29 protein-coding genes are annotated in these 26,057 nt (G+C 68.2%); 17 read left to right on the top strand and 12 right to left on the bottom strand.

Annotated elements, in window-relative coordinates; all coding sequences use genetic code 11:
- Window positions 1-111: 111 nt before the first annotated feature.
- From ACEU5R_RS23335 to ACEU5R_RS23325, 3 genes are all read right to left on the bottom strand, one after another.
- Complete coding sequence (locus tag ACEU5R_RS23335) at window positions 112-651, bottom strand: SRPBCC family protein (RefSeq protein WP_103275826.1); 540 nt, start codon at window positions 649-651, stop codon at window positions 112-114.
- Window positions 644-1,009: a helix-turn-helix transcriptional regulator gene (locus ACEU5R_RS23330; RefSeq protein ID WP_103275825.1), complete on the bottom strand. Its 366-nt coding sequence runs from the start codon at window positions 1,007-1,009 to the stop codon at window positions 644-646. Before ACEU5R_RS23330 ends, ACEU5R_RS23335 begins: the two co-directional genes overlap by 8 nt.
- Window positions 1,010-1,121: 112 nt before the next feature.
- On the bottom strand, window positions 1,122-1,541 hold the full coding sequence (locus tag ACEU5R_RS23325; RefSeq protein WP_392411978.1) for a GFA family protein: 420 nt from the start codon (window positions 1,539-1,541) through the stop codon (window positions 1,122-1,124).
- 203 nt (window positions 1,542-1,744) lie between these two features.
- Here ACEU5R_RS23325 and phnC point away from each other — a divergent pair, with 203 nt between their 5' ends.
- From phnC to phnE, 3 genes are all read left to right on the top strand, one after another.
- Window positions 1,745-2,584, top strand: coding sequence for a phosphonate ABC transporter ATP-binding protein (phnC, locus tag ACEU5R_RS23320; RefSeq protein ID WP_392411983.1), 840 nt, complete (start codon window positions 1,745-1,747; stop codon window positions 2,582-2,584).
- Window positions 2,585-2,614: 30 nt separating this feature from the next.
- Window positions 2,615-3,601 carry a phosphonate ABC transporter substrate-binding protein gene (phnD, locus tag ACEU5R_RS23315; protein WP_392411976.1) on the top strand — a complete coding sequence of 329 codons (987 nt, stop codon included), beginning with the start codon at window positions 2,615-2,617 and terminating at the stop codon, window positions 3,599-3,601.
- Window positions 3,602-3,714: 113 nt separating this feature from the next.
- Window positions 3,715-4,509 (top strand): phosphonate ABC transporter, permease protein PhnE, encoded by a 795-nt coding sequence (gene phnE / locus ACEU5R_RS23310; RefSeq protein ID WP_392411973.1) that lies wholly within the window; start codon window positions 3,715-3,717, stop codon window positions 4,507-4,509.
- Window positions 4,510-4,539: 30 nt separating this feature from the next.
- Here the strand turns inward: phnE and ACEU5R_RS23305 are convergent, their stop codons facing one another.
- The 3 genes from ACEU5R_RS23305 to ACEU5R_RS23295 form a co-directional block, all read right to left on the bottom strand.
- On the bottom strand, window positions 4,540-5,052 hold the full coding sequence (locus ACEU5R_RS23305; RefSeq protein ID WP_392411971.1) for a GAF domain-containing protein: 513 nt from the start codon (window positions 5,050-5,052) through the stop codon (window positions 4,540-4,542).
- Entirely contained in the window at window positions 5,049-6,026 is a 978-nt protein-coding gene (locus tag ACEU5R_RS23300; RefSeq protein ID WP_392411969.1) for a Bug family tripartite tricarboxylate transporter substrate binding protein, read from the bottom strand. The genes ACEU5R_RS23305 and ACEU5R_RS23300 overlap by 4 nt, the downstream gene beginning before the upstream one ends.
- 171 nt (window positions 6,027-6,197) lie before the next feature.
- On the bottom strand, window positions 6,198-8,033 hold the full coding sequence (locus ACEU5R_RS23295; protein ID WP_392411967.1) for a gamma-glutamyltransferase family protein: 1,836 nt from the start codon (window positions 8,031-8,033) through the stop codon (window positions 6,198-6,200).
- 107 nt (window positions 8,034-8,140) lie between these two features.
- Here ACEU5R_RS23295 and ACEU5R_RS23290 point away from each other — a divergent pair, with 107 nt between their 5' ends.
- Window positions 8,141-9,103, top strand: coding sequence for a LysR family transcriptional regulator (locus ACEU5R_RS23290; protein WP_392411966.1), 963 nt, complete (start codon window positions 8,141-8,143; stop codon window positions 9,101-9,103).
- Here ACEU5R_RS23290 and phnN read toward each other — a convergent pair.
- The 4 genes from phnN to phnF form a co-directional block, all read right to left on the bottom strand.
- The gene (phnN, locus tag ACEU5R_RS23285; RefSeq protein WP_103275816.1) at window positions 9,100-9,702 is read right to left on the bottom strand and encodes a phosphonate metabolism protein/1,5-bisphosphokinase (PRPP-forming) PhnN; all 603 of its coding nucleotides are present in this window, start codon (window positions 9,700-9,702) and stop codon (window positions 9,100-9,102) included. The two genes, ACEU5R_RS23290 and phnN, sit on opposite strands and share 4 nt — an antisense overlap.
- Window positions 9,699-10,442, bottom strand: a complete 744-nt coding sequence (locus ACEU5R_RS23280) for a DUF1045 domain-containing protein (RefSeq protein ID WP_392411965.1) — start codon at window positions 10,440-10,442, stop codon at window positions 9,699-9,701. The genes phnN and ACEU5R_RS23280 overlap by 4 nt, the downstream gene beginning before the upstream one ends.
- Window positions 10,443-10,447: 5 nt before the next feature.
- Complete coding sequence (locus ACEU5R_RS23275; protein ID WP_392411963.1) at window positions 10,448-11,653, bottom strand: alpha-D-ribose 1-methylphosphonate 5-triphosphate diphosphatase; 1,206 nt, start codon at window positions 11,651-11,653, stop codon at window positions 10,448-10,450.
- Window positions 11,654-11,775: 122 nt separating this feature from the next.
- On the bottom strand, window positions 11,776-12,498 hold the full coding sequence (gene phnF, locus ACEU5R_RS23270) for a phosphonate metabolism transcriptional regulator PhnF (RefSeq protein WP_103275813.1): 723 nt from the start codon (window positions 12,496-12,498) through the stop codon (window positions 11,776-11,778).
- A 167-nt stretch (window positions 12,499-12,665) separates the two neighbouring features.
- On the opposite strand from phnF, the gene phnG reads away from it, so the two are divergent.
- The 9 genes from phnG to ACEU5R_RS23225 all read left to right on the top strand — a co-directional run bounded on the left by phnG (window position 12,666) and on the right by ACEU5R_RS23225 (window position 19,875).
- Window positions 12,666-13,133 carry a phosphonate C-P lyase system protein PhnG gene (gene phnG / locus ACEU5R_RS23265; RefSeq protein WP_392411961.1) on the top strand — a complete coding sequence of 156 codons (468 nt, stop codon included), beginning with the start codon at window positions 12,666-12,668 and terminating at the stop codon, window positions 13,131-13,133.
- 209 nt (window positions 13,134-13,342) lie between these two features.
- Window positions 13,343-13,960 carry a phosphonate C-P lyase system protein PhnH gene (gene phnH, locus ACEU5R_RS23260; RefSeq protein ID WP_392411982.1) on the top strand — a complete coding sequence of 206 codons (618 nt, stop codon included), beginning with the start codon at window positions 13,343-13,345 and terminating at the stop codon, window positions 13,958-13,960.
- A 1-nt stretch (window position 13,961) separates the two neighbouring features.
- On the top strand, window positions 13,962-15,077 hold the full coding sequence (locus ACEU5R_RS23255) for a carbon-phosphorus lyase complex subunit PhnI (protein WP_103275811.1): 1,116 nt from the start codon (window positions 13,962-13,964) through the stop codon (window positions 15,075-15,077).
- Window positions 15,074-15,967 (top strand): alpha-D-ribose 1-methylphosphonate 5-phosphate C-P-lyase PhnJ, encoded by an 894-nt coding sequence (locus ACEU5R_RS23250; RefSeq protein ID WP_212313042.1) that lies wholly within the window; start codon window positions 15,074-15,076, stop codon window positions 15,965-15,967. Before ACEU5R_RS23255 ends, ACEU5R_RS23250 begins: the two co-directional genes overlap by 4 nt.
- Complete coding sequence (gene phnK, locus ACEU5R_RS23245) at window positions 15,964-16,803, top strand: phosphonate C-P lyase system protein PhnK (RefSeq protein WP_392411958.1); 840 nt, start codon at window positions 15,964-15,966, stop codon at window positions 16,801-16,803. Before ACEU5R_RS23250 ends, phnK begins: the two co-directional genes overlap by 4 nt.
- 3 nt (window positions 16,804-16,806) lie before the next feature.
- Complete coding sequence (phnL, locus tag ACEU5R_RS23240; RefSeq protein ID WP_392411956.1) at window positions 16,807-17,541, top strand: phosphonate C-P lyase system protein PhnL; 735 nt, start codon at window positions 16,807-16,809, stop codon at window positions 17,539-17,541.
- Window positions 17,541-18,728 (top strand): alpha-D-ribose 1-methylphosphonate 5-triphosphate diphosphatase, encoded by a 1,188-nt coding sequence (locus tag ACEU5R_RS23235; RefSeq protein ID WP_392411980.1) that lies wholly within the window; start codon window positions 17,541-17,543, stop codon window positions 18,726-18,728. The genes phnL and ACEU5R_RS23235 overlap by 1 nt, the downstream gene beginning before the upstream one ends.
- 17 nt (window positions 18,729-18,745) lie before the next feature.
- On the top strand, window positions 18,746-19,294 hold the full coding sequence (locus ACEU5R_RS23230) for an MOSC domain-containing protein (protein ID WP_392411954.1): 549 nt from the start codon (window positions 18,746-18,748) through the stop codon (window positions 19,292-19,294).
- 146 nt (window positions 19,295-19,440) lie between these two features.
- On the top strand, window positions 19,441-19,875 hold the full coding sequence (locus ACEU5R_RS23225) for a hypothetical protein (protein ID WP_103275807.1): 435 nt from the start codon (window positions 19,441-19,443) through the stop codon (window positions 19,873-19,875).
- A 67-nt stretch (window positions 19,876-19,942) separates the two neighbouring features.
- Here ACEU5R_RS23225 and ACEU5R_RS23220 read toward each other — a convergent pair whose 3' ends face one another.
- Window positions 19,943-21,253, bottom strand: coding sequence for a dicarboxylate/amino acid:cation symporter (locus ACEU5R_RS23220; protein WP_392411952.1), 1,311 nt, complete (start codon window positions 21,251-21,253; stop codon window positions 19,943-19,945).
- 328 nt (window positions 21,254-21,581) lie between these two features.
- Between ACEU5R_RS23220 and ACEU5R_RS23215 the strand changes: the two genes are divergently transcribed.
- On the top strand, window positions 21,582-22,481 hold the full coding sequence (locus tag ACEU5R_RS23215; protein WP_103275805.1) for an SMP-30/gluconolactonase/LRE family protein: 900 nt from the start codon (window positions 21,582-21,584) through the stop codon (window positions 22,479-22,481).
- A 222-nt stretch (window positions 22,482-22,703) separates the two neighbouring features.
- Window positions 22,704-23,768, top strand: a complete 1,065-nt coding sequence (fba, locus tag ACEU5R_RS23210; RefSeq protein WP_103275804.1) for a class II fructose-bisphosphate aldolase — start codon at window positions 22,704-22,706, stop codon at window positions 23,766-23,768.
- Window positions 23,769-23,881: 113 nt separating this feature from the next.
- Here the strand turns inward: fba and ACEU5R_RS23205 are convergent, their stop codons facing one another.
- Window positions 23,882-24,340 (bottom strand): GFA family protein, encoded by a 459-nt coding sequence (locus ACEU5R_RS23205; protein WP_103275803.1) that lies wholly within the window; start codon window positions 24,338-24,340, stop codon window positions 23,882-23,884.
- A gap of 309 nt (window positions 24,341-24,649) precedes the next feature.
- Here ACEU5R_RS23205 and ACEU5R_RS23200 point away from each other — a divergent pair, with 309 nt between their 5' ends.
- On the top strand, window positions 24,650-25,531 hold the full coding sequence (locus ACEU5R_RS23200) for a phosphoribosylaminoimidazolesuccinocarboxamide synthase (protein WP_392411950.1): 882 nt from the start codon (window positions 24,650-24,652) through the stop codon (window positions 25,529-25,531).
- 366 nt (window positions 25,532-25,897) lie between these two features.
- Window positions 25,898-26,056: a DUF5993 family protein gene (locus ACEU5R_RS23195; protein ID WP_212313058.1), complete on the top strand. Its 159-nt coding sequence runs from the start codon at window positions 25,898-25,900 to the stop codon at window positions 26,054-26,056.
- Window position 26,057: the final 1 nt, after the last annotated feature.

Below are 26,057 nucleotides of genomic sequence, written 5' to 3'. Positions count from 1 at the left end.
ACCCCGCCGCCCCCCGCCCCCCCCCCCCCCCCCCCCCCCCCCCCGCCCCCCCCCCCCCCCCCCCAGGCCCGCCGGCGCGATACAGGGCGCCGGGCTGGCGACGCGCCGGCGTCAGGCGCCCGGAACGTGGGTTTCGTAGTCTTGCGACAGCGTTTCCAGGGCGGACCAGAACGGGCCGGGCTGGCGGCCTTCCAGCCGGGCCGACAGCACGCGCAGATGGGCATGCCAGCCTGCTGCCACGTCGACCATGGCGGCGCGGTCGGCCAGCTTGCGGTGGGTCAGCGTCAGCAGCGTTCCCTTGTCTTGGGCCTTCAGTTCGAACAGGACTTCCGACGGCTGCCCGGGCGAGCCGCCCCAGGTGTAGGCCAGCGCACGCGGCGGCTCGCAGCGCGTGATCACGCCTTGCGTGGTCACGCCGTTTTCATAGGCGCGGAAGGGCTCGGGCGTGGGCTCGTCCACCGACGAGAGCTGATTGTGCAGGAACCGCAGCGTGACGCCGCCGCCCACCCGCAGCTCCATGTCGCCGCTGGCCAGCCACTGGCCGCGCTTGTCGGATTCGGTCAGGTACGCCCAGACCGTTTCGATATCGGCAGGCAGCAGGCGTTGGAAGCGGATGGTGGCGGGGTCCAGCACGGTGCCGTGGTCATTCATGGCTTTCTCCTGTTTGCGGTGTCGGACGCGGGTTCGCCAGCAGCGCGGTTTCCAGCGCGTCCAGCTTGTCCGACCAGAATCGTTCATAAAAGCGCAGCCATTGCATGGCCTCGGCCATGGGTTCGGGATTCAGGCTGCAGACGTGGTTGCGGCCGCGGATCGACCGCCGGATCAGTCCCGCGCGCTCCAGGGCCTGCACATGCTTGGAGGCGCCGGCGAAGCTCATGCGCAGGGGCGCTGCCAGCTCGCCGATGGTCAGGTCGCCCTGCGACAGGCTGCGCAGCATGTCCCGGCGCGTGGGATCGGCCAGGGCGCGGAACACGGCATCCAGATCGGGGGCGGGGAGAGATTCAACCATAAGGTTGAATATAGCGGAGGCTGAGTCGCAAGCTCAATCGTTTGGTTGAATTAATTTGTAAATGGCGCCTGAGCCCTGCGCGGTCGGGCAGACCCGCATCGCGGCGAGGCCGCTAGGGATTGGATTCCGCCGCCGCTTCCAGCGCGCCGTCATGCCTGGGCAGGTCGTCGGTGATCTCGAACCAGGGCGCGCGGTCGGCCACGTGGCAGTGCGCCGATGGCCGCACGCCGGGATCATCGTCCAGCGCGCCCAGCGGCAGTCCATAGACCTCCGGCGTCTGGTCCAGGCGGCTCAGCAAGGGCGTGCCGCAGGCCTCGCAGAAGCCGCGATAGTTGCCCGGCGATGAGCAATACCAGGTGATGTGGTTCTCGCCGCGCGTCCATTTGAAGTCGGCGGCCTGGACCGTGGCGCGGGTGCGGAAGGCGGCGCCGTGCGCCTTGCGGCACATGCCGCAATGGCAATTGACGACGTCGGTGAGCGGGCCGGCGATTTCATAGGCCACGCGGCCGCAGAGGCAGGAACCTTTGATCATGATGTCGCCTCGCTCAGGTGTGTAAGGGCACGTCTTCGAATATACCCGCGGCGCGCGGCGCCGGCGTGGCGGCAAATGACAAGAGTCTTTCAGTCGGTTGCCTGACCCCGATTTTCGGCCAATTGTTTCCATCTTCGGGTCATCGCGCTGTCATGCCCCAAAAACAGAATGCCGACATCGACGAACACATCAAGGGGGTCGCGATGAATTACGCCATCGACGTGCAGGGCCTGAGCAAATCCTTCCATGCCGGCGCCAAGGCGCTGGACGATGTCAGTCTGCAGGTGGCCGACGGCGAAATGGTCGCCTTGCTGGGCGCGTCCGGTTCCGGCAAGTCGACGCTGCTGCGCCATCTGGCCGGTTTCGTCGCGGGCGACGCGGCCTCGGGCAGCGTCACGGTCAATGGCCAGCTGATCCAGCGTCGCGGCAAGCTCAGCCGGCAGGTGCGAGGCGCGCGCGCCAGTATCGGCTTCGTGTTCCAGCAGTTCAATCTGGTGGGCCGCCTGCCGGTGATCACCAACGTACTGACCGGCATGCTGCCGCGCGTGCCGCTGTGGCGCAGCCTGACGCGCTGGTTCCGGCGCGACGAAGTCCGCGCCGGCCTGGACGCGCTTGCCCAAGTTGGTATAGACGACTATGCATTCCAGCGCGCCTCGACCCTGTCCGGCGGCCAGCAGCAGCGCGCCGCCATCGCGCGCACGCTGGTGCAGAACGCCCGCGTCATCCTGGCCGACGAGCCGATCGCCTCGCTGGATCCCGAATCCTCGCGCCGCGTGATGGACACGCTGGCGCAGATCAACCGCAGCCGCAAGGTGGCCGTGGTGGTGTCGCTGCACCAGGTCGACGTGGCGCTGCGCTATTGCCCGCGCGTGGTCGCGCTGCGCCACGGCAAGGTCGTCTACGACGGCCCCAGCGCCAACCTGACGCCGGCCATGCTGAGCGAGCTTTACGGCTCTGAGCTCAACGAACTGCTGCCCGAAACCGCCATCGCCGCTCCCGCCATGCCGGGATTGGCGCCGCTTGCCCGCCTGGTCGCCGCCTGAGCGCATTCACTTTTTCACCCGGAGCCCTTCATGCTACGCAGAACCGCCATCACCTTTATCGGGGCCATCCTCGCCGCCGCCGCGCTGCCCGCGGCCGCGCAGGACGGCAAGACCCTGAACTTCGGCATCATTTCCACCGAGTCCTCGTCCAACCAGAAGCAGGTCTGGCAGCCCGTGATCGACGACCTGAGCCGCGCCATCGGCGTGCCGGTCAAGCCTTTCTTCGCCTCCGACTACGCCGGCATCATCGAAGGCATGCGCTTCAACAAGGTGCAGATGGCCTGGTATGGCAACAAGTCGGCCATCGAGGCGGTGGACCGCGCCAACGGCGAGGTGTTCGCCTCGGTCATCGACAAGGACGGCAACCCGGGCTACTGGTCGCTGCTGATCGTCAACAAGGACAGCGACCTGAAGACGCTGGACGACGTGCTCAAGCTCGGCGCCAGCCTGAGCTACGGCGCGGGCGATCCCAACTCCACGTCCGGCACCGCCGTGCCGGGCTATTACCTGTGGGCCGCCAACAAGATCGAGCCCAAGACCTTCTTCAAGACCGTGCGCGCCAGCAACCACGAAGCCAACCTGCTGTCGGTGATCAACAAGCAGGTGGACGTGGCCGTCAACAACACCGAGTCGCTGGAACGCTATCGCATCAGCACCGGCAAGGACGCCAACGAGCGCGTGCGCGTGTTGTGGAAGTCGCCGCTGATTCCGGCGGATCCGCTGGTCATGCGCAAGGATCTGCCGGCCGATCTGAAGGCCCGCATCCGCGACTTCTTCGTCAACTACGGCAAGGGCAAGGACGCCGAGCGCGAACTGGCCAACCTGAAGGCGCTGACCTACAAGGGCTTCCGCGCGTCCGACGATCAGCAGCTGGTGCCGATCCGCCAGATCGAGCTGGCGCGCGCCAAGGCCAAGGTCGAGGCCGACACCACGCTGGGCCAGGCCGAAAAGCAGAAGCAGCTGGCGGAGCTGGATCGCAAGCTGGCGGACCTGGGTCAACCTACCGCCAAGCAGTAAGCGCTGGCGGCGGACCGGATCCGACATCCCGGTCCGCCGCGACGATGCCGCCGCGCCGCGGGGCGCGCCGGCATGCGAGCTTTGTTCTCTTTCATCCCCGCGGAGCGTGATCAATGAATATGGCCCTCCAGGCTTCCCGTACCTCCGTCGCCCCGCGCTCGTCGCTGCCCATGCTCATCACATGGGCCGTCATCCTGGCCCTGCTGGCCATGTCCTGGCGCGGCGCCGACATGCGGCCGATGGACCTGTTGCGCGATTCCGGCAACATGGCGCAGTTCGCCGCCGACTTCTTCCCGCCGAATTTCCGCGACTGGCGCATGTACCTGGACGAAATGATCGTCACGGTGCAGATCGCTGTCTGGGGCACCTTCCTGGCCATTGTGCTGGCCGTGCCGCTGGGCCTGCTGTGCTCGTCGAACATGGTGCCGGCCTGGGTCTACCAGCCCATGCGCCGGCTGATGGACGCTTGCCGCGCGATCAACGAAATGGTCTTCGCCATGCTGTTCATCGTGGCCGTCGGCCTGGGCCCGTTCGCCGGCGTGCTGGCGTTGTGGGTTCACACCACGGGCGTGCTGGCCAAGCTGTTCTCCGAGGCGGTCGAGGCCATCGACCCGCGCCCCGTGGAGGGCGTGCGGGCGACCGGCGCGAACGCGCTGGAGGAAATCGTCTACGGCGTGATCCCGCAGGTGTTGCCGCTGTGGATCTCGTACTCGCTGTACCGTTTCGAATCCAACGTGCGCTCGGCTTCTGTCGTGGGCATCGTGGGGGCGGGCGGCATCGGCACCGTGCTGTGGGACATCATCCGCAGCTTCCGCTACGCGGAGACCTGCGCGGTCATGATCATCATCGTCGCCTTCGTGGTCGTGATCGACATGACCTCGGCGCGGATCCGCAAGGCCCTGGTGTAGCGCGGAGGGGGCCGCGTGTCGCGGCCCCGTTCATGCCCCGGCGCAGAGCGCCTGCAGCGCGGGCAGGGCGACCAGGCCCAGCAGTCGGGCCGTGTGCAGGTTTGATGCCGACACCGCCGGGCGCGGCATCAGGAAGTTCAGCGTGCCCAGGCAGGCGCCGTCCAGCACCACCGGCACGTTGATCACCGAGCGCAGTCCCAGCGCCTGGATGGCGGCATGGTCGTCGAAGAAGGCCTGGATCGCGTCCTCGCCTTCGCCCACGAACACCTTGTGTTCAAGCAGGACATGCCGGCCCCACGCCGTGCCGGCCTTGTCCTTGCCGCCGCCCGGCGGGTAGGCGGACGGATTCGAACTGTACAGCCGGACCACGCGCATGCGCGCCGCATCATGCCGGTTGACCGTGAACAAGGCGTGGGCCAGCGCCGCGCCGGCGTAGGCGTCGATCGCCGCGAGCGCGGCCAGCGGATCGGCATCGGCGTAGGCCTGCTCGATCCGCCGCAATTCGTCCTGCCCTGCGGCTGGAAGCGGCAGCAAGGCGCTCATTCGGCCGTCACTCCCAGTTCCTTGATCAGCTTGCCGTATTTGTCGGCATCGCGCGTCAGCGTCTTGGCGAACTGCTCGGGCGTGGTGTCCAGCAGCAGCACGCCCATGTCCGCCATCTTCTTGACGACGTCGGGCCGTTTCAGGATCAGGTTGATTTCCTTGTTGAGCCGGGTCGTGAGGTCGGCCGGCAGGCCCGCCGGACCGAACGCGCCGTACCAGACCGACAGCTCGTAGCCGGGCAGGGTCTCGGCCACGGTCGGCGTGCCCGGCAGCAGCGGCGAGCGCTGTTCCTCGGTGACGGCCAGCAGCTTGAGCTTGCCGCTCTGCACGTGCGGCAGCGTTTGCGTGCCGGCGCTGAACAGGACCTGGGTGCGGCCGGCCACTGTGTCCAGCACGGCGGGCGCGCCGCCCCGATAGGGCACGTGCACCATCTTCACGCCCGCGGCCTTCTCGAACAGCGCCGCGCTCAGGTGATTGGTCGAACCCTGTCCGGCCGAGGCGTAGGCGACCTTGTCGGGATTGGCCTTCAGGTAGTCGATGAACTCGCGCACATTGTTCGCGGGCACCGAGGGATGCGTGACCATGGTGTTCGTCACCAGCGCCAGTTCGGCGATGGGCGTGAAGTCTTTCACGCCGTCGAATGGCATGTTGGCGTACAGCGCCTGGTTCATCGTGTGCGTGCTCATCGAGCCCACCAGCAGCGTGTAACCGTCCGGCTTGGCGCGCGCGACATAGGTGCTGCCGATGTTGCCGGACGCGCCCGAGCGGTTCTCCACGATCACCGATTGCTTCAGCGATTGGGTCAGTCCCTCGGACAGCACGCGCGCCAGGATGTCGGTGGAACCGCCGGCTGCCCAGGGCACGATCAGGGTGATCGGCTTGTCGTCGGGCCAGGCGGCCCGGCTCAGTTCGGGCGCCGTCAGCGCGAGACCCAGGGCCGCGGCGGCCAGCTGTTTCAGGAATGCTTGCTTCATCTTGTTTACCCCTTGCTGTGTGTGCCGGTCTCGATGCCGGCTGGAATCCGATATCCGATGGCCGGGATCTAGTGTGCTGTCCCGCAGATACGCCCGCACGAAATCCACCCCTAGCCGCCATGGCGTCGTTGGATGAATTTCGTTATGCGCACGCATCTACGGGACAGCACACTAGCGACCCACCGCGTAGCCCTGCATGCCGCGCGGATTCGCGCCCGCGCGCAGCAGCAGCCCGCCTTCCGGCGCCGCTTCGCGGGTACAGGCGCTGATGCGGCCCTCCGACCAGGCCGGACCGATCACCACCTCGTGGCCGGCCTGGCGCAAGGCTTCAATGGTGGCCGCGGGCATGCGCGATTCCACCGTGACGCGGTTGCGCTTGAACGCGCGGGGCCAGAACGAACCCGGGAAGTGATCGACGTGCCACGATGGCGCTTCGATCGCCTCCTGCAGGTTCAGGCCGGCGGCATGGCGCAGGAAGAACTGCACCGTCCATTGGTCCTGCTGGTCGCCGCCGGGAGTGCCGTACACCATGTAGGGCTTGCCGTCGCGCAGCGCCAGGCCGGGCGATAGCGTGGTAAGCGGGCGCTTGCCCGGCTGCAGCTGGCCTGGCACGCCGTCGTCCAGCCAGGTCATCTGCAGCCGCGTGGTCAGGGGAAAGCCCAGCGCCGGCACCACCGGGCTGGACGACAGCCAGCCGCCCGAGGGCGTGGCGGCGACCATGTTGCCGTGCCGGTCGATGACGTCGATCTGGCAGGTGTCGCCCACGAACAATTCGCGTTCGGCCCATTCGGCCACGGGCGGCAGGGCGGCGAAGGTGGGCTCGCCCACGCCGAACCGGGTGTCGGACGCCGCCAGCGTGCGCCTTGCCGCGTCCAGGTCGGGCAGGCACGGTGGCCGTCCCTCGGGCTGGCCGGGCCGCCAGTCGGGGCAGGCGGTGTCATTGATCAGCGCCGCGCGCGTGCGCGCGTAAGGCTCGCTCAGCAGCGCCTGCAAGGGCACCTCCACGAAGGCGGGATCGCCGTACCAGGCGGTGCGGTCGGCGAAGGCGAGCTTGGCGGCTTCGGCGATGCGATGCACGAACTGCGGTGATTCCGGGTCCAGCCCGTCCATGCCCAGGTGGCGCAGGATGGCCAGCTGTTGCAGATGCGCGGGGCCTTGCGACCAGGGGCCGCATTTGGCCACGGTGTAGCGGCCGTACTGCACGGTCGCCGGCTCGTCATAGCCGGGCCGCCACTGCGCCAGGTCGGACTTGCGCAGCAGGCCGTGGTTGCGCTGGCCCGTGGTGTCGCGCACGGCCGCATGTGTGTAATAGGCGTCGATCTCGTCGGCGACGAAGCCTTCGTGCCAGATATGCAGCGCGGCCTCGATGCGGCCGCGGCGGTCCCGGCCCGCGGCTTGCGCCTGTTCCACGATGCGCGTGTAGGTGGCCGCGATGCCGGGCGTGCGGAACAGGGCGTCCGGCGCCGGCGCGCGGCCATTGCGCAGCCAGACCTCGGCCGAGCTGGTCCATTCGTCGCGGAACAGGGCCTGCACCGCCAGGATGGCCTGGGAGATGCGTGGCACCAATGGAAATCCGTCGCGGGCGTAGGCAATGGCAGGCGCGAGCACGTCGGCCAGCTCCCAGGTGCCGTAGTCGCGCAGCAGCGTGAGCCAGGCGCTGAAGGCGCCCGGCACGGTTGCCGGCAACAGGCCGATGCCGGGCACCAGGTCCAGACCCAGGCTACGGAAATAGGCCGGCGTCGCCAGCGCGGGCGCCGGTCCCTGGCCGCATAGCGCGCGCATGCGCTGCTCGTCTTCGCTCCAGAACAGGATAGGCACCTCGCCGCCGGGGCCGTTCAGGTGCGGCTCGACGATCTGCAGCGCGAAGCCGCCCGCCGCCGCGGCGTCGAAGGCGTTGCCGCCGCGTTCCAGCACGCCCATGGCGACTTGCGAGGCGAGCCAGTGCGTGGACGACACCACGCCGAAGGTGCCACGGATTTCGGGGCGGGCGGTGAATGCGGAGGACATGCCGGTCTGCGCCTGAAGCTGGGGACCAGGCCAGTATAGGAGCGTGAAATAACTGCGCGTATATTTATGGGCATATCTGAATAACCATATGGCTATGGGAGGCCTGCATGGATTGGGATGGCGCGCGGCTGGGCAACCGGCTCAAGCCCAGGCATCTGCGCCTGCTGGCCGACATCGCCCGGCTGGGTTCGCTGACGCGCGTGGCCGCGGCGGCGGGCATCAGCCAGCCGGCCGTGACCAAGGCGCTGGCGGAACTGGAAGACATCTTCGGCGCGCCGCTGTTCGAACGCACGGGACGGGGCCTGCGGCCGACGCCGCTGGGCGAGCTGGCGCTGCTGCGCGCCGGCCGCATGCGCCATGACCTGGAACTATGGGCGCGCGAGATCGCGTCGGTGCACGAGGGACGCTCGGCCCATCTGCAGGTGGGCGCGGTGCCCTATGTGTCGGCGACCTTGCTGAGCACGGCCGCCAGCGGGCTGTACCGGCGGCACGGCGCGACCCTGACCCTGCATCGGGCCACCACCGATCAGCTGGTGCCGATGCTGCGCGGGCATGAGCTGGACTGCGTCATCAGCCGGGCCACGTCGACGCTGGTGGCGGACGACCTGACTCACCATGTGCTCTACCGGCAGCGGCCGTGCCTGGTCGCCCATGTGGCATCGGCGCGGCGGCTTGCCCGCCGCAAATCCGACTGGGCGGCCGTGGCCGGCATGGACTGGGTCTTGCCGGCAGCCGGCACGCCGACCCGCCGGCTGATCGCCGAGCATTTCATCCACGCGGGCCTGCGCGCGCCCGCGCCGGTGCTGGAAGCCTATTCGACCGACGTGATCGAGGGCATGCTGGCGGCCGACGAGACGCTGGTTTCCGTGCTGCCTGACGACATCGCGGCGGAGGTCTGCCAGCACGGCAAGCTGGGCAAGGTGCCCTGGGATTTCGGCTGGGAGCTTCCGCCCATCAACCTGATCCGGCGCCGCGAGGCCCGGGCGCTGGTGGCGGAAGAGGCGTTCGCCGTCATCCTGCTGGAATGCTGCGCGGGGCAGAAGCGCCAGGGGCCTGGTCCCGGGGCTTAGCGTGGGGTCGCCGTGGTCGCGGTGACGGCCGCCTTCGGCGCGCCGGACAGGACCGAGCGGACCTGGTCCAGCAGGGCCGCCGCCGCGACGTCGGGCGCCTCGTTGTTGTCCAGCCGTATCAGCCGGCACCCTTCGGGTACCGGAAATTCCTGGGCGGCGCGCGCCAGCCGCTGCGCGATGTCGGCTTCGCTTTCCCGGCCGCGTCCGGCCAGCCGGCGCGCCAGCAGCGCGGGGTCGACACGGATTTCCACGGCGGTCAGCGCAGGATAGCGCGCATGCGCCTGAGGCAGGTGTGCGCGCGAACCGTTGACGATGACCGCCGCGCCGCCGGCCAGCCAGGCATCCATTTCCACGCCGATGCCGTAGCGCAGGCCGTGGCTGGACCAACGCAGCGCGAAACCGCCAAGCGCTTCGCGCCGCGAGAATTCATCTTCCGAGAGCCGCAGCGCGTCCTCGCTGGCGCCGCTGTCGCGCGTGATGTAGCGATGCGCGACGATGACGGGTTCGTCGGCACGCAACTGCGCGCGCAGCAGACGCAGCAAGGTGTCCTTGCCGCTGCCGGACGCGCCCATCAGGTAGATCAGGCGCGCGCCGTTCATGCCGCCGCCTCTCCCTGCATATAGGCCGCGCCGGCCACATCCTCGCGGCCGCCGTCGAAACGGTAATGGCGCGCGGCCAGGAAGTCCTCGCCGGGGCCGGGCTGCACGTAGACGCTGACGCCGTCGACGGGCATGGGCCGGCCGGCGAGCGGATCGGCGTAGCGGGCGATGCAGGCCTGCGCCTGGCGCAGCTCGGCGTCCGCCAGTTTTTCGCTCAGGGTGATGTGGAAGGTGAACTGGTCGAACACATAGGGGTAGCCCCAGCGCTCCAGCAGCGCGTGCTGGGCCGGCGCCAGCGGATGGCGCAGGCGCTTGGCCAGTTCCTCGGGCGTGGGCGGGGCGCGCAGCGGATCCAGTTCGCGCACGGCGGCGTTGGCCAGCGCGTGAATGCGTGCGCGGCCCACCGGGTCGCTCTCGGTCAGTCGCCAGGCCAGGAAGCCGCGCAGGGGCGCGCATTCCAGTTCGATGGCGAAGGCGCTGTGCTGAGCCGCCAGCGCGGCGGCGGCCCGGTCCACATCCGACGGCGCGGCGCCGGCGATCAGGCGGAAGGGGGGCTTGAGCGTGGCGTGCAGGCCGTAGTGGCGCGGCGCGCGCGTCCATTCCTGCGCGGCGGCGGGCATGCCGGGCTGGCGCTCAAGGGCGGCGCCCGTTTCGGCGCAGCGACCGAGCCAGCGGCTGCCTTGTTCCTGCCAGGGACCGGACGGCGCCAGGTACAGCGCGTAACGATGGGCGAGCGGCATGACCGTCAGGCCGCCTGGCGCGCGGCGGACGCGTCGTCCTGGCCCAGGAAGGCGCCGGTGGCGTAACGCAATTCGCCGCCCACGATGGTCGCGCACACGCGCGGCAGGCCGGGCACGCGATCATCCACCACGATGGCGTCGGCCAGCAGGCCCGGCGCGAGCGCGCCGCGGTCGTCCAGTCCCGCCGCGCGGGCGGGATTGCGCGAGATCAGGTCCCAGGCCTGCGGCAAGGGCAGCACGCCGTCGTGGGCCAGGCGCATCGCGGCGGCCAGCGGCGCGGGATAGTAGTAGTCGGAGGTCAGGATGTCGCACAGTTCGGCGCGGATCATGTCGGTGGCGTTGGGCGCGTTGGTGTGGCTGCCGCCGCGCACGACGTTGGGGCCGCCGAAGACGATGGCGTCGCCCAGGTCGCGGGCCACGCCAGCCGCTTCACGGGTCAGCGGGAACTCCGCGACGCCGCAGCCCAGCTGGTGGTAGTAGCGGCGGGTGGCGGCGTCCGGATCGTCATGCGAGGCCACTTTCAGGCCGGCGGCCTGCGCGCAGGCGGTGAGTTCGCGCATGGCGTCGGCCACGGCGTCGGCCGCCGCCATGGCCTGGCGGATGCGCGCCTGGAAGGTGTCCAGATCGCATTCGGCGCGGTTGGCGTATTGCAGCAGCTTGCGGTCGTCGCCCAGGCGGCGCGCCATGCCGGGCAGGTGGTCGTTCAAGGCCAGGAAGCGCACGCGGCCCTGGCGGATCCATTCCTGGGCGGTCTCGACGCCGCCGACGTGGTGGGTCTCGAAGCGCAGATGCACGCAGTGCCGCGCGCCCAGCGCCTCGCGCATGCGTTCCAGCGAATCGAACATGCGCTCGGCATAGGCTTCGCCGCGCAGGCCGCCTTCCCAGGACAGGGTGAGGCCGTGGAATTCGGTGGTGATGCCATTGGCCAGCAACTGTCGGTCGACGTCGAACAGGGCGCTGTCGTAGGGAAAGGTCACGCCGGGACGCGGCATGACGGCGCGTTCGAAGGCGTCGCCATGCAGATCCACGATGCCGGGCAGCACCAGCAGCCCGCCGGCGTCGAACCACGGCGCGTCGGAGGCGGCTTGCGGACTGTCGTCGATCCGTCCCGCGCGAAAGCGCAGGCTGGCGGGCGCGATGCCGCCGGGGGTCAGGATGCGTTGGCCTGCGATGCCGGCCAGGGGCGAGGGGGCGTGTGCGTGCGGGTTCATGGAAGCAAGTTAGCGGCTGTGCGTTACAACCAGATGTCTAGATGAATTAAAGGGCCTGCCCGGTTCGTGCGATCCCCGCCACGGCGGCCGGCTTCCGGGGCCGGCCTGCCGCCACGCCGTACTCAGTTGTCGTCGCTGACCATCAGCTGCACCAGGTCCCCCACGAACCGGGTGATGCTGTATTGCAGGGGCGCGCCTTGCTGGTCCACGTTCAGCGCCTCGACCTGCAGGATGGGGCGCGTCTTCGGCTGGCCCAGCAGCCGCGCCACCTCGGGCGAGGGCAGCGCCGCCGTGATGCGCGACCATTTGCGCGTGTAGTCGTCGATGCCGTAGTGCGCATAGACCTTGGACACGGATTTCAGCGCGGTCAGGCGTTCGGCGAAATCGGGAAAGCGCTTTTCGTCGAAGTAGTGTTCGGACGCGCTGATGGGCCGATTTTCGGCCTTGCCCGCCAGATGCACGCGCAGCAGCGGCGCGTTGCGCGGCAGGCCCAGGTGCTTGGCGATGTCGGCGGCGCGCAGCGTCTGGCTGCCCAGCGTTTCCAGGTGCCCCAGCACGCCCTGGCTGCGCAGGTTCTCGGAAAAGCGCGTGCGCTTGCCGATGGCGTAGTCGATGGCATGTTCCTGCACGAAGGTGCCGCGGCCCTGCTCGATGCGGACCAGCCCGCTCTGTTCCAGTTCACCCATCGCGCGGCGAATGGTGTGCCGGTTGACGGCGAACTTGGCGGCGAGCTCGGGCTCCGAGGGCAGCTGTTCGCCCGCGAGATAGAGCTTGTTGCGGATGTCGTCCGCCAGCGATTCGCCGATTTGCCGCCAGACGGCGATGCCGGAACCTCTTTCAACCATATGGGCGCTCGTATTGTCGCGTCGTCGTCAAGAATGGCAGTGATTGTGCACCAAGCCGGCGCGCCCGTGTAGGCCGCGATTGTCATCAAAAATTCACGCCCGGCTGTTGAACTTCTCTTCAGCACGGATCATACTCCGTCCAGTCGTCTAGACGTGTAGAGGAAAAAATGAATCATCCACAATCCGATCAGGCCGAGGCCAACGCGCAACGCGCGGCCTGGATGCGCGTGCTGGCGCTGGCCGAATCGTCCGAGCTGGATGGCGCCTTTGGCGCCCTGGGCAGCCTGCCCGCGCACCGCATGCTGCGGCCCGCGCAATCCGGCATGGCCATGGTGCGCGCGCGCAGCGGCGGCACCGGCACGCGTTTCAACCTGGGCGAGATGACGCTGACGCGCTGCGCGGTCAGCCTGGAGAACGGCGTGGTCGGCATCGCCTATGTGCAAGGCCGCTCGCTGCGTCACGCCGAGCAGGCCGCCGTGGCCGACGCGCTGCTGCAGTTGCCTGAATGGCATGAGGCCGTGCAACGGCAGCTGATCGCACCGCTGGCGCGCAGCCGCGAGGAACGCGTGGCGCGGCAGGCGCAGGTGGCGGCGCGCACGCGGGTGGAGTTCTTCACCATGGTGCGCGGGGGGTAGACCCCCCCCCGAAGCGCCTGCGGCGCTTCCCCCCCAGGGGGGGCGCCGGCTGCGGACCGGCGGAGCCGGATCCGCGCGGCCCCGCTTGGGACGGCCGTCGCTGCAACGTGGGGTGTCGTGAGTTGTGGCGGTGCGAGGCTGGGATGAAGGTGGTTTCGCGTGGTGGCGAGGCTGGTTGGTTGGAACGGAATCTGGAATTGGGAATGGACATGCATGCACACACATTGAGTCCGGCGTTGGCCGGGCGGGCGCCGCAGGCGGGGTTCGCGGATCCGGCGGTCGGGGCGCAGGCGGCGTTCCGGGTGGCGCTGGAGGCGCTGGCGCATCCGGGACGGGTGCTGGAGATCGAGGCGGATTGCGGGGTGCCGGCGGGGATGTCGCCGGCGATGGTCGCGCTGTTGCTGACGCTGGTGGATGTGGATACGCCGCTGTGGCTGCCCGCCGGCGTCGATGACGAGGTGCGCGCGTTCTTGCGTTTCCATTGTGGTTGTTCGATGGTTGATCAGCCTGGCGAGGCGCGGTTCGCGGCCTTGCCGCGCGGGCATCGGGCGCCTGCCCTGTCCTTGTTCAATCCGGGGGATCCGGCGTATCCGGACCAGTCGGCCACGCTGCTGATCGAGGCGACGGACCTGGAGCGAGGCCGCGCGCTGACGCTGTCCGGTCCCGGCATCCAGGACCGCGCCGCCTTGCATGTCGACGGACTGGAGGAAGGATTTTGGCGTGAATGGCGTCTGAATCATCAGCGCTTCCCGTTGGGCGTGGATCTCTTCCTGACGCAGGGCCGGCGCATTTGCGGCCTGCCCAGAAGCACTCGAGTGGAGAACTGAAATGTACGTTGCCGTCAAAGGTGGCGAACGCGCCATCCTGAATTCCTACCGCATGTTGGACGACTACCGGCGCGGCGATCGCGAGGTGCCGGAGTTGAGCCTGGCGCAGATCCGCGAGCAGATGCCGCTGGCGGTGTCGCGGGTGATGTCCGAGGGCTCGCTCTACGATCCGCAGCTGGCCGCGCTGGCGCTCAAGCAGGCCGCTGGCGACGCGATCGAGGCGGTGTTCCTGCTGCGCGCCTATCGCACTACGCTGTCGCGCTTTGGCTACACGCAGCCTTTGGACACGGGCCGCATGCGCCTGCAGCGCCGCATTTCTTCCACGTTCAAGGACGTGCCGGGCGGCCAGATCCTGGGGCCGACCTACGATTACACCCAGCGCCTGCTGGATTTTTCGCTGGAAGCCGGGCGCGAGGCCGATGCCCTGCCGCCGGGCGAGGAAACGCTGGACTCGTCCATGCCGCGCGTCACCGACCTGCTGGCGCACGAAGACCTGATCGATCCCGAGCTGCCGCCGGAAGGCGATCCCGAGCCCTTCGACCTGACGCGCCAGCCGCTGGATTTTCCCGCCGACCGCGCCGCCCGTCTGCAGAACCTGGCGCGCGCCGATGAAGGTTTCCTGCTGTCGATGGGCTATTCCACGCAGCGGGGCTATGGCAATACTCATCCCTTCGCCGCCGAGATCCGCTACGGCGCGCTGGAAGTGGAAATGCACATCGAGGAACTGGGCTTCGCCGTGACCGTGGGCGAGATCGAGGTCACCGAATGCCAGATGGTGAGCCAGTTCTCGGGCAATGCGCAGGAAGGGCCGAAGTTCACGCGCGGCTACGGCCTGACGTTCGGCTATGGCGAGCGCAAGGCCATGTCGATGGCGCTGGTGGACCGGGCGCTGAAGGCCCGCGACCTGGGGGAAGCCGGTGATTCGCCCGCCAACGACCACGAGTTCGTGCTCTATCACAGCGACAACGTCGAGGCTTCCGGCTTCGTGCAGCACCTGAAGCTGCCGCACTACGTGGACTTCCAGGCCAACCTGGAACTGCTGCGCCGCATGCGCGGCGAACGCCTTGCGGCCGCCGCCGCGCCGAACGACATGATGGACGAGGCCGTCACGCCATGAACCCGCAAGCCACGCAACACACCGCGACGGTCGAACGCGACCCGCACTACAACTTCGCCTACCTGGACGAATCCACCAAGCGCATGCTGCGCCGCGCCTTGCTCAAGGCGGTGGCGGTGCCGGGCTACCAGGTGCCGTTCGGCAGCCGCGAGATGCCGCTGCCCTACGGCTGGGGCACCGGCGGCATCCAGGTCACCGCCGCCATCATCGGCCCGGACGATGTGCTCAAGGTTATCGACCAGGGCTCGGACGACACCACCAACGCCATCAACATCCGCCGCTTCTTCGGTCGGGTGACGGGCGTGGCGACCACCGAATCGACGCCGGCAGCCACCATCGTGCAGACCCGCCACCGGATCCCGGAGACGCCGCTGCGCGCCGGCCAGATCATGGTGTTCCAGGTGCCGATTCCCGAGCCGCTGCGCTGGCTGGAACCCAGCGAGACCGAGACCCGCACCATGCACGCGCTGGCCGAATATGGCGGCATGCACGTCAAGCTGTACGAGGACATCGCGCAGCATGGCCATATCGCCGCCACCTATGACTATCCGGTCATGGTGAACGGGCGCTACATGATGCGGCCGTCGCCCATTCCGAAGTTCGACAATCCCAAGCTGGACCAGAGCCCGGCGCTGATGCTGTTCGGCGCCGGCCGCGAAAAGCGCGTCTACGCGGTGCCGCCCTATACATCGGTCAAGAGCCTGGACTTCGAGGACCATCCCTTCGCCGTGCAGCAGTGGGACCAGCATTGCGAGCTTTGCGGCTCGCACCAGAGCTTCCTGGACGAGATCATCCTGGACGACGCCGGCACGCGCCGCTACGTCTGCTCGGACACCGAATATTGCAACGACAGGCAGGCGCGCCAGCGCCAGCAGGAGGAAGCGGCATGAACCTTCAGGCCGATATCGGCGCGGACGTCCGTCCGCGCGGCGTCCACGGACAACCGGAGAAGAACCCCCGGCCGCTGCTGTCCGTGCGCGACATGACGCGCACCTGGGACGGGGTGCATGGCTGCCGCGACGTGAGCTTCGACCTGCACGCCGGCGAAGTCCTGTGCGTGGTGGGCGAGTCCGGCTCGGGCAAGAGCACGCTGCTGTCGGCGGTGTCGTGCCAGGCGCCGCTGGATTCGGGCAGCGTCTGGTACGACACGCGCGACCAGGGCCTGATCGACCTGTCCTCGCTGTCGCAGGCCCGCCTGCGGCTGCTGTCGCGCACCGACTGGGGCTTCGTGCGCCAGCATGCCCGCGATGGCCTGCGCATGCAGGTCAGCGCCGGCGCCAACATCGCCGAGCGCCTGATGGCCGTGGGAGACCGGCACTACGGCGACCTGCGCCGCGTGGCCGGCAACTGGCTCGCCAAGATGGAGATCGACGTCGGCCGCCTGGACGACGCGCCGGCCTCTTTCTCTGGCGGCATGCAGCAGCGTCTGCAGATCGCGCGCAACCTGGTCACGCATCCGCGGCTGGTGTTCATGGACGAGCCCACCGCCTCGCTGGACGTGTCGGTGCAAGCGCGCCTGCTGGACCTGCTGCGCCAACTGGTCAACGACCTGGGCCTGGCCGCCATCGTGGTCACGCACGACCTGGCGGTGGCCCGCCTGCTGGCGCATCGCACGCTGGTGATGCGCGGCGGCGCGGTGGTCGAAAGCGGCCTGACCGACCAGATTCTCGACGATCCGCAGCATCCCTACACCCAGTTGCTGGTGTCTTCCATCCTGCAGAGCTGATTCATGTCCAACGCCATACCCATGATCGAGGCGCGGGGCCTCGGAAAAATGTTCACCCTGCACAACCAGGGCGGCATCCGGCTGCCGGTGCTGGACGCCGTCGACTTCACCGCTTCCGCCGGCGAATGCCTGGTGCTGGCCGGTCCGTCCGGCGCGGGCAAGAGCACGCTGCTGCGCTGTCTGTATGGCAACTACCTGGCCACCGAGGGCAGCATCCGCGTGCGTAATGGCGAAGAATGGGTGGAGCTGGTCGGCGCGCCCGAACCGCGCATCCTGGCCCTGCGCCGCGAGGTCATTGGCTACGTCAGCCAGTTCCTGCGCGTGATCCCGCGCGTCTCGGCGCTGGACGTGGTGGCCGAGCCGCTGCGGCAGGCCGGCGTGGACGCGGACGAGGCGCGCCAGCGCGCTGGCGCCATGCTGGCGCGGCTGAACGTGCCGCGGCGCTTGTGGGGCCTGGCCCCGGCCACCTTCTCGGGCGGGGAACAGCAGCGCGTGAACATCGCGCGCGGCTTCATCGCCCGCCATCCCATCCTGCTGCTGGACGAACCCACCGCGTCGCTGGACGCGGATAATCGCAAGGTGGTGATCGCGCTGATCCGCGAGGCGCTGGCCGAGGGCCGCTGCCTGCTGGGGATTTTTCACGATGCCGAGGTGCGCGACGCCGTCGCCACCCGCACGCTGGCCCTGAAGCCGGCGTCCGCGGCCAGCCTGGCCGCGCTGGAAGAACTGGAGCAATGATGCAAGGCACCTATCTGACCCATGCCCGCGTGGTGCTGGAAGACCGCGTGCTGGAAGACAGCGCGGTGTTGATCGAGGACGGCCGCATCGCCGCCATCGAACCGGCCGGCGCGCGGCCCGCCCGCGAGATCGCGCTGCGCGGCCAGACGCTGATGCCGGGCCTGATCGATCTGCACAGCGACGCCATCGAAAAAGAGGCCGAGCCTCGTTCGCGCGTGCTGTTCCCGCTGGATTTCGCCGTGGCCCAGGTCGACCGCCGCAACGCGGCCGCCGGCATCACCACGCCGTATCACGCGCTGTCCTTCGCCAACAGCGAATGGGGCGTGCGCAACAACCAGACCGCCGCCGAGGTGGTGCGCGCGCTGCGCGCCCACCGCCGCCACAGCCTGGTGGACAACCGCGTCCACTGCCGCTACGAAGTCACCGACCCCACGGCGGTGGACGTGTTGCGGGCGTTGATGGACGAGGGCGCGGTGGACCTGCTGTCGGTGATGGATCATTCGCCGGGGCAGGGCCAGTTCAAGACGCTGGAGTCCTATCTGCAATACATGATGGGCAACCACGCGATGAGCCGCGAGCAGGCCGAAGAGGCGGCGCGGGCCAAGACGCGCGCGCTGGACGGTTCGGTGGCGCGGGTCGAGGCGCTGCTGGCGCACGCGCACGCCCTGGGCATTCCCACCGCCAGCCACGACGACGATTCCATCCAGCGCATCGCCACCATGCGCAACCTGGGCGTGGCCATGAGCGAGTTCCCCATCACGCTGGACACGGCGCGCGCCGCGGTGTCTTGCGGGCTGCCCACCATCCTGGGCGCGCCCAATGTGCTGCGCGGCCAGAGCCAGAGCGGCTCGATGCGGGCCATCGACGCGATCCGCGCCGGCGTGGCCAGCTGCCTGTGTTCGGACTATCAGCCGTCCACGATGATCGCCGCCGCCCACGCCGTCGCGTCGCAGACCGATCTGAGCCTGCCGCAGGCCGTCGCGCTGGTGACGGCCAATCCGGCCCGCGCCTGCGGCCTGGATGATCGCGGCCGCATCGCGCCGGGCTTGCGCGCCGATCTGATCGCGGTGGCGCGGGTTGGCGGGCAGCCGCTGGTCAGCCATACCTGGTCGGCCGGGCGGCTGGTGTTCTCGACCCACTATCATCCGGACAGCGCGCACGCGCCGGCCGTGGCCGTGGCCGCCTGATCCCGCAGGAGTCGTCGATGTCAACACACGCCGTTGTGCAAGCCGTGGCCGCCAGCCCCGGGCATGGCTTCAGCAAGCCGTTGCAGCCGGCCATCACGCTGCTGGCCGGGCTGGGCGTGGAGGGCGACGCGCACATGGGCGTCACGGTCAAGCACCGTTCCCGGGTCCGAGCCGATCCCACCCAGCCCAATCTGCGGCAGGTGCATCTGATCCACGGCGAGCTGCTGGACGAGTTGACCGGGGCCGGTTTCCGGGTCGGGCCGGGCGTCATGGGCGAGAACGTCACCACGCGCGGCATCGACCTGCTGGGCCTGCCGCGCGGCGCGCGGCTGCGCATCGGGCCCGAGGCGATCATCGAGATCATGGGCCTGCGCAATCCCTGCTCGCAGCTGGACGACTATCAACGGGGCCTGACCGCCGCCGTGCTGGGGCGCAACCCCGACGGCAGCCTGATCCGCAAGGCTGGCGTCATGGGCGTGGTGCTGGCGGGTGGCAGGGTGGCCGGGGGCGACCGCATCCTGGTCGAGCTGCCCGCGCCGCCGTACCGGGCGCTGGAACGGGTGTAGCGGCGCCAGCGCCATCCGGCCCTGCCGCTGGGGCGAAGATGCCGCGAGGCAAAAACGTCGCCCTCGGTCACAGACGCGGCGGTGCGGTTCTGCTTAAATGGCGGGCATGGCATGTTGGCATGCCCCAGCCTTACACGGAGCCCGCGATGGCGCGATTCAATTTCACCCAGGATCCCGAAGAGCCCGATTTGTGGGCGGCCGAGCTGGTGCCGGCCGGCGCCGGACGTCCGCCCATCCACGTCATGATCCAGACCGACGGCGAAGAGCCGGGCAGCGGAGCGTCCAAGGCGGTCAAGAGCATCATCGACAAGCTGGACGACCACGTCCTGGCCGCGTCCGAATTCCTGCTCGATCATTATTCCTACGAACAGTGCAAGAAGCACGGCTACGAGGACGACCAGCTGCTGGCCGAGGAAACCGCCGAGGCCATGGCCGGCAAGGCGGTGCTGCGCGCGCTGTGGCTGTTCGACGAGGACGGTGAAGGCTACGAGCTATGGTTCACGCTGCCCTGGGACCCGGTCCATACCTACGACGTGGAGTTCGAGGACGGCGAGCCGGTGGCCTGTTCGGTCAATGACTGAACTGCGCGACTGAACTGCGCGACGGAACGGCGGTACAAAAAAACGGGCCATTCGGCCCGTTTTTGTCTTACACGCTCTGAGAGGCCGGTTTCGCCGGCGCTTCCTGCGCCTGCGGCGCGGCGGCTTCGCCGGCCGCGGCCGTGGTCGGATCATCCTCGCCGCCTTCCATCTTGGCGATCACCGCGGTGGCCAGGCTGTTGCCCACCACGTTGGTGGCGGTGCGGCCCATGTCGAAGAACTGGTCGATGCCCATAATGAGCAGCAGGCCGGCTTCCGGCAGGTGGAACATCGGCAGCGTGGCGGCCACCACCACCAGCGAGGCGCGCGCCACGCCGGCCATGCCCTTGCTGGTCACCATCAGCACCAGCAGCAGCGTCAGCTGTTGCGAGAAGCTCATTTCGATGTTGTAGGCCTGCGCGATGAACAGCACCGCGAAGGACTGGTACATCATCGAGCCGTCCAGGTTGAACGAATAGCCCAGCGGCAGCACGAAGCCCGAGATGCGCTTGGACACGCCGAAACGCGAGAGCGCCTCGATGGTCTTGGGATAGGCCGATTCGCTGCTGGCGGTCGAGAAGGCCAGCAGGGTGGGCTCCTTGATCAGGCCGCCCAGACGGAACGTGGACTTGCCCAGGAACAGGTAGCCGACCGCGAACAGGATGGCCCACAGCAGCGCCAGGCCCAGGTAGAACTCGCCGATCAGCTTGCCGTAGCTGACCAGCACGCCCAGGCCCTCGGTCGTAATGGCGGCGGCCATGGCGGCGAACACGCCCAGCGGCGCGAAGCGCATCACATAGTCGGTGACGCGGAACATGATCTTGGCCAGTTCGTCGATCATGTTGAAGATGGTGTTGTGGCCCTTGCCGCGGATGAACGACAGCGCCGCGCCGAAGAACAGCGAGAACACCAGGATCTGCAGGATCTCGTTATTGGCCATCGCCTCGGCGATGCTCTTGGGGAAGACGTGGGTGATGAAGGTCTTGAGCGTGAAGTCGCCGGTCTTCAGGCCGGAGGTGAGGTTCGTGTCCGGCAGCGCCAGGTTCAGGTGGGCGCCGGGCTGGAACACGTTCACCAGCATCAGGCCCAGCAGCAGCGAGATGGCCGAGGCGGTGATGAACCAGAACATGGCGCGCAGGCCGATGCGGCCGACGGCGCTGGCGTCGCTCATGCTGGCCAGGCCCGAGACCAGGGTGGCGAACACCAGGGGCGCGATGATCATCTTGATCATGCGCAGGAAGATGTCGGTGATCAGGCTGAAGTACGAGGCGATCTGCTTGGCCTCCTGCGCGTTCTGCGCGTACTTGTTGCAGAGGTATCCCACCAAGACGCCGAGCACCATGGCTAGGCCGATGTAGCGCGTCAGTTTTTTCGTATTCATATCGGTAAAACGCAAAACGGAGGACCGGGTCGCCTGGCGTGAAGCCTGCCGCCGGCACGGGGCGGGACTAGCGGTCTGATGATGGAATGCCAGGGTGGGCCAGGCGGGTTCCACGGGTGGAAACGGCCATGCGCGGCCTGCTGCGGCTGCGCGGGTTAACCCTCGGGGCGCGATGTTAACCCCGAGTAGCTGACAGTTAGTTGTAAGGTTGGGGACGGTTGAGTCATGACAAAATCATTTGTCCCCGTACCGCCCCGGAAGGAGCGGGAGAGGGCCCGGTCCGCCGGCGCGCCGGCGGCAGTCACGCAAAAATAATGGAGACAGAGCAATGCCGAAACGCGAATTGTCCGTGCTGGCCTCCGGTTATACCTATCTCGAGGGCCTGCGCTGGCGCGACGGGCGCCTGTGGGCGTCGGACTTCTACACCGAGCAGGTGATCGCCGTCGATCTCGAAGGGCGCATCGAGCAGATCTGCAGGGTGCCGCAGCAGCCATCCGGCCTGGGCTGGCTGCCCGACGGCCGCATGCTGGTGTCCTCCATGAAGGACCGCAAGGTGCTGCGCCGGGAGGCGGACGGGACGCTGGTCGTGCACGCCGACCTGAGCGCCCTGACTGGCGGCCCGATCAACGACATGGTGGTCGACGGCCAGGGGCGGGCCTATGTGGGCAATTTCGGCTTCGATCTGATGGCGGGCGAGCCCGTCGCCACCACCACCGTCGTCCGGGTCGATCCGGACGGCTCGGCCCGCGCCGTGGCCGACGGGCTGTGCTTTCCCAACGGCTCCTTCATCACGCCCGACGGCAAGACCCTGATCGTCAACGAGACCTTCGGCAATCGCATCTCGGAATTCGACATCCTGGCCGACGGCGGCCTCGGCCCGCGTCGCGACTGGGCCGACTTCGGCGCGCTGCCGGCCTCGGATGACCTGCACACGCTGATCGCCGCTTCGGCCATCGGTCCGGACGGTGGCGCGCTGGACGCCGAGGGCGCGCTGTGGGTGGCCGACGCCATCGGCAAGCGCATCGTGCGCGTGGCGCGCGGCGGCCGCATCCTGGAGCAGATCGACACCGGCGAACTGGGAATCTTCGCGGCGGCGCTGGGCGGGCCCGATGGCCGCACGTTGTTCATGGCGGCCGCGCCGGATTTCATCGAGGCCAATCGCCGCGCCAAGCCAGAAGGCCGCATCCTGGTCGCCCGGGTCGACGTGCCGCATGCGGGCCTGCCCTGAACATGCGGGCCTGCCCCGAACGTCGGGGGCGGGGGAGCCCGCCTCGACCCGCGCCGGCCGCCGTCAGGCGTTCCCCGAGGGCTTCTCCCGGCGCCGCCGCCCTCGTCCGGAAGCATGTGGACATAGGGTTGCAAGACCTTTCCGCGAATCCCCCGTAAAATCCCTCCTTATCAGCAGGTTTCAATCATCTCTCAATAAACTGCACCCTTAGGAGGACCACTCATGGCCCTAGTCTCCATGCGCCAGTTGCTCGACCATGCCGCCGAGCATGGCTATGGCATCCCGGCTTTCAACGTCAACAACCTGGAACAGGTCCAGGCCATCATGGAAGCCGCGGCGGAGACCGACAGCCCGGTGATCATGCAGGCCTCGGCCGGCGCGCGCAAATACGCGGGCGAAGGTTTCCTGAAGTACCTGATCCAGGCCGCCGTGGAGTCCTACCCCCACATTCCCGTGGTCATGCACCAGGATCACGGCCAGTCGCCGGCCATCTGCCAGGGCGCCATCAACCTGGGCTTCTCCAGCGTGATGATGGACGGCTCGCTGAAGGAAGACGGCAAGACCATCGCCGACTACGACTACAACGTCGACGTGACCAAGAAGGTCGTGGACATCGCCCACAAGCTGGGCGTGACGGTCGAAGGCGAACTGGGCTGCCTGGGTTCGCTGGAAACCATGCAGGGCGACAAGGAAGACGGCCACGGCGCCGACGGCAAGCTGACCATGGACCAGCTGCTGACCGATCCCGAGCAGGCCGCCGACTTCGTGCGCAAGACCCAGCTGGACGCCCTGGCCATCGCCATCGGCACCAGCCACGGCGCCTACAAGTTCACGCGCAAGCCCACCGGCGACATCCTGTCGATCGCCCGCATCAAGGAAATCCACGCCCGCCTGCCCAACACCCACCTGGTGATGCACGGCAGCTCCAGCGTGCCGCAGGAACTGCTGGCCGAGATCCGCGAGTTCGGCGGCGACATGAAGGAAACCTACGGCGTGCCCGTCGAGGAAATCCAGGAAGCCATCAAGTTCGGCGTGCGCAAGATCAACATCGACACCGACATCCGCCTGGCCATGACCGGCGCCGTCCGTCGCTTCTTCGCCGAGAACCCCAGCAAGTTCGATCCGCGCGAATACCTGAAACCGGCGCGCGCCGCCGCCAAGGCGATCTGTGTCGCCCGCTACACCGAGTTCGGTACCGCCGGCAACGCCAGCAAGATCAAGGCCCTGCCGCTGACCGAGATCGCCGCCCAGTACGCCTCGGGCAAGCTGGCGCAAGTGGTGCAGTAAGCCATGCAAAGATGGACTGCCCTCCATGGCAGTCCTGATGTGGCATGAAGAAAAGGGCGAGTCCTGCAGGACTCGCCCTTTTTGCTGTTTTGCCGCCGCATAGCGCGTCGGCCTCAGGCTATCGGTGGCGCATTGCCTGGAAAACTGGGCGCGGCGGCATCGATGTGGTGCCAGGACGGCGCCGAGCCGGTCCACAGGCTGACCCGCGCGCGGAAGGCTTCCGGGTCGTCCAGCGAGCCGGCGCGGACCACGTCGTAGTTGGCGCCCTCGGTGCCGCCGAATAGCGGCGTGCCACAGTCCGGGCAGAAGCTGCGCATGACGGCGCGGCCCGAACCGCCGCGGTAGCGGTGCTCCTTGGCCGCGCCGCGCAGCAGCGTGACCGATCCCGCCGGGAACAGCAGCGCGTGGGCCGGCGCGCCGCCGCTGGAATACTGGCAGTCGCGGCAATGACAGGTGGCGGCCGTGATCGGCTCGTCGGTGACCGCGTAGCGTATGGCGCCGCATTGGCAGCCGCCGGTGAAGTGCACCTGCGCGTCAGTCTTCGAGGTGCGTTTTTGGAAAGCATCCTGCATACGACTCTGTCTCCGGGCAAGGGATATGCGCCGTTGCGCCCCGGCCTGATCCTGCGTGCCGGTCTGGGCAGGAAACGTCCGGGCGGTCGGCGCGAATGTGTGCTGCGGCCACCGGACCCGGCGGCCGGATCAGAGGCTAACCCGGTCCCGCGCGCGCGGCAAGGCGGGCCTATTTGCAGTAATCTATGCGCTTTGCAGGATCCGCGCTTCCGGCGCCCGCCTCGCCCCGCGGATTCCCGGTTTCGTCTTGTTCCCGCCCTGGCGCTCGGCCCGAGGCGGGAATCTTCATTTTTGCCATAGGCCATTCCCGTGACTTCTGCTTTGCATCAATCCAGCATCAAGTCCTTGCCGCTGCTGGGACGCGGCAAGGTGCGCGACATGTACGCGGTGGGCGACGACAAGTTGCTGATCGTCGCATCGGACCGCATCTCCGCCTTCGACGTGATCCTCGACGATCCCATCCCCGGCAAGGGCCAGGTGCTGACCGAACTGACCGAGTTCTGGCTGCAGAAGCTCGCCCACATCCTGCCCAACCATTCCACCGGCGTGAAGCCGGAAGACGTGGTGGCGGCCGACGAGGTCGACCAGGTGCGCGGCCGCGCCGTGGTGGTCAAGCGCCTCAAGCCCGTCCTGGTCGAGGCCGTCGCGCGCGGCTACCTGATCGGTTCGGGCTGGAAGGACTACCAGGCCACCGGCTCGGTCTGCGGCATCAAGCTGCCCGCCGGCCTGCAGCAGGCCAGCCAGCTGCCCGAGCCGATCTTCACGCCGGCCGCCAAGGCGGAGTTCGGCATGCACGATGAAAACGTGGACTTCGCCCACGTGGTCAAGGAAGTCGGTCAGGAAATGGCCGAGCGCATCCGCGACGTGACGCTCAAGCTGTACACCGAAGCCGCGCGCTTTGCCGCGACCAAGGGCATCATCATCGCCGACACCAAGTTCGAGTTCGGCCTGGACGACGACGGCACGCTCTACCTGATGGACGAAGTGCTGACGCCCGATTCCTCGCGCTTCTGGCCGGCCGACGGCTACCGCGTGGGCATCAGCCCGCCGTCGTTCGACAAGCAGTTCGTGCGCGACTGGCTCGAGACCCAGACCTGGGACAAGACGCCGCCGGCCCCGCGCCTGCCTCAGGATGTGCTGGAAAAGACCGCCGCCAAGTACCGCGAGGCGCTGGACCGCCTGATGGCCTGATCGCCGGTTGCCGGCTCTGGCACGATCCGAACCCCTCGCAGCGCAAGCGCTGCGAGGGGTTTTTTTTCTGGAATCCACCGGGAATAGGCGATGCCGCAAGGTCGGACAAGTCCGAGATTGCCGGCGCCGCCCCACGCCTTGCGCCGCATGCTCCTGCCCGCAACCGCGTCTTCATTGATCAATAAAAGCTGGAAAATGCGCATTTTTCGTCTAATTATTTCCTAATGTGACGCTATACTCGCCAGCGCATTCCTTCCCGACGCCGGGCCGAGGCCGCGCGGGAGTTCTTTCGCCATCAACCGGATGCGGCCCGCAGCCGCCGCAGCAGGGCCCCGCCGCCCGCCGGAAACAAGAAAGGAGCTGCGCATGGTAATGATGTTGCCTTTCCTGACCGGACTGGTCGCGGTGTGGTTCGGCATGCTGGGAAAGCGCCGTCCCGCGGTCGCCTTCTGGATCGTCACTCTGGGGATCTTCGCCGCCTGGTGCCAGTACCACATGACCAGTCCGCTGGCGCTGTCGCTGTAGG

The organism is Achromobacter sp. 413638, assembly GCF_043119405.1.
GTDB lineage: Bacteria > Pseudomonadota > Gammaproteobacteria > Burkholderiales > Burkholderiaceae_B > Achromobacter.
This window is presented reverse-complemented; position numbering and strand designations above follow the sequence as displayed.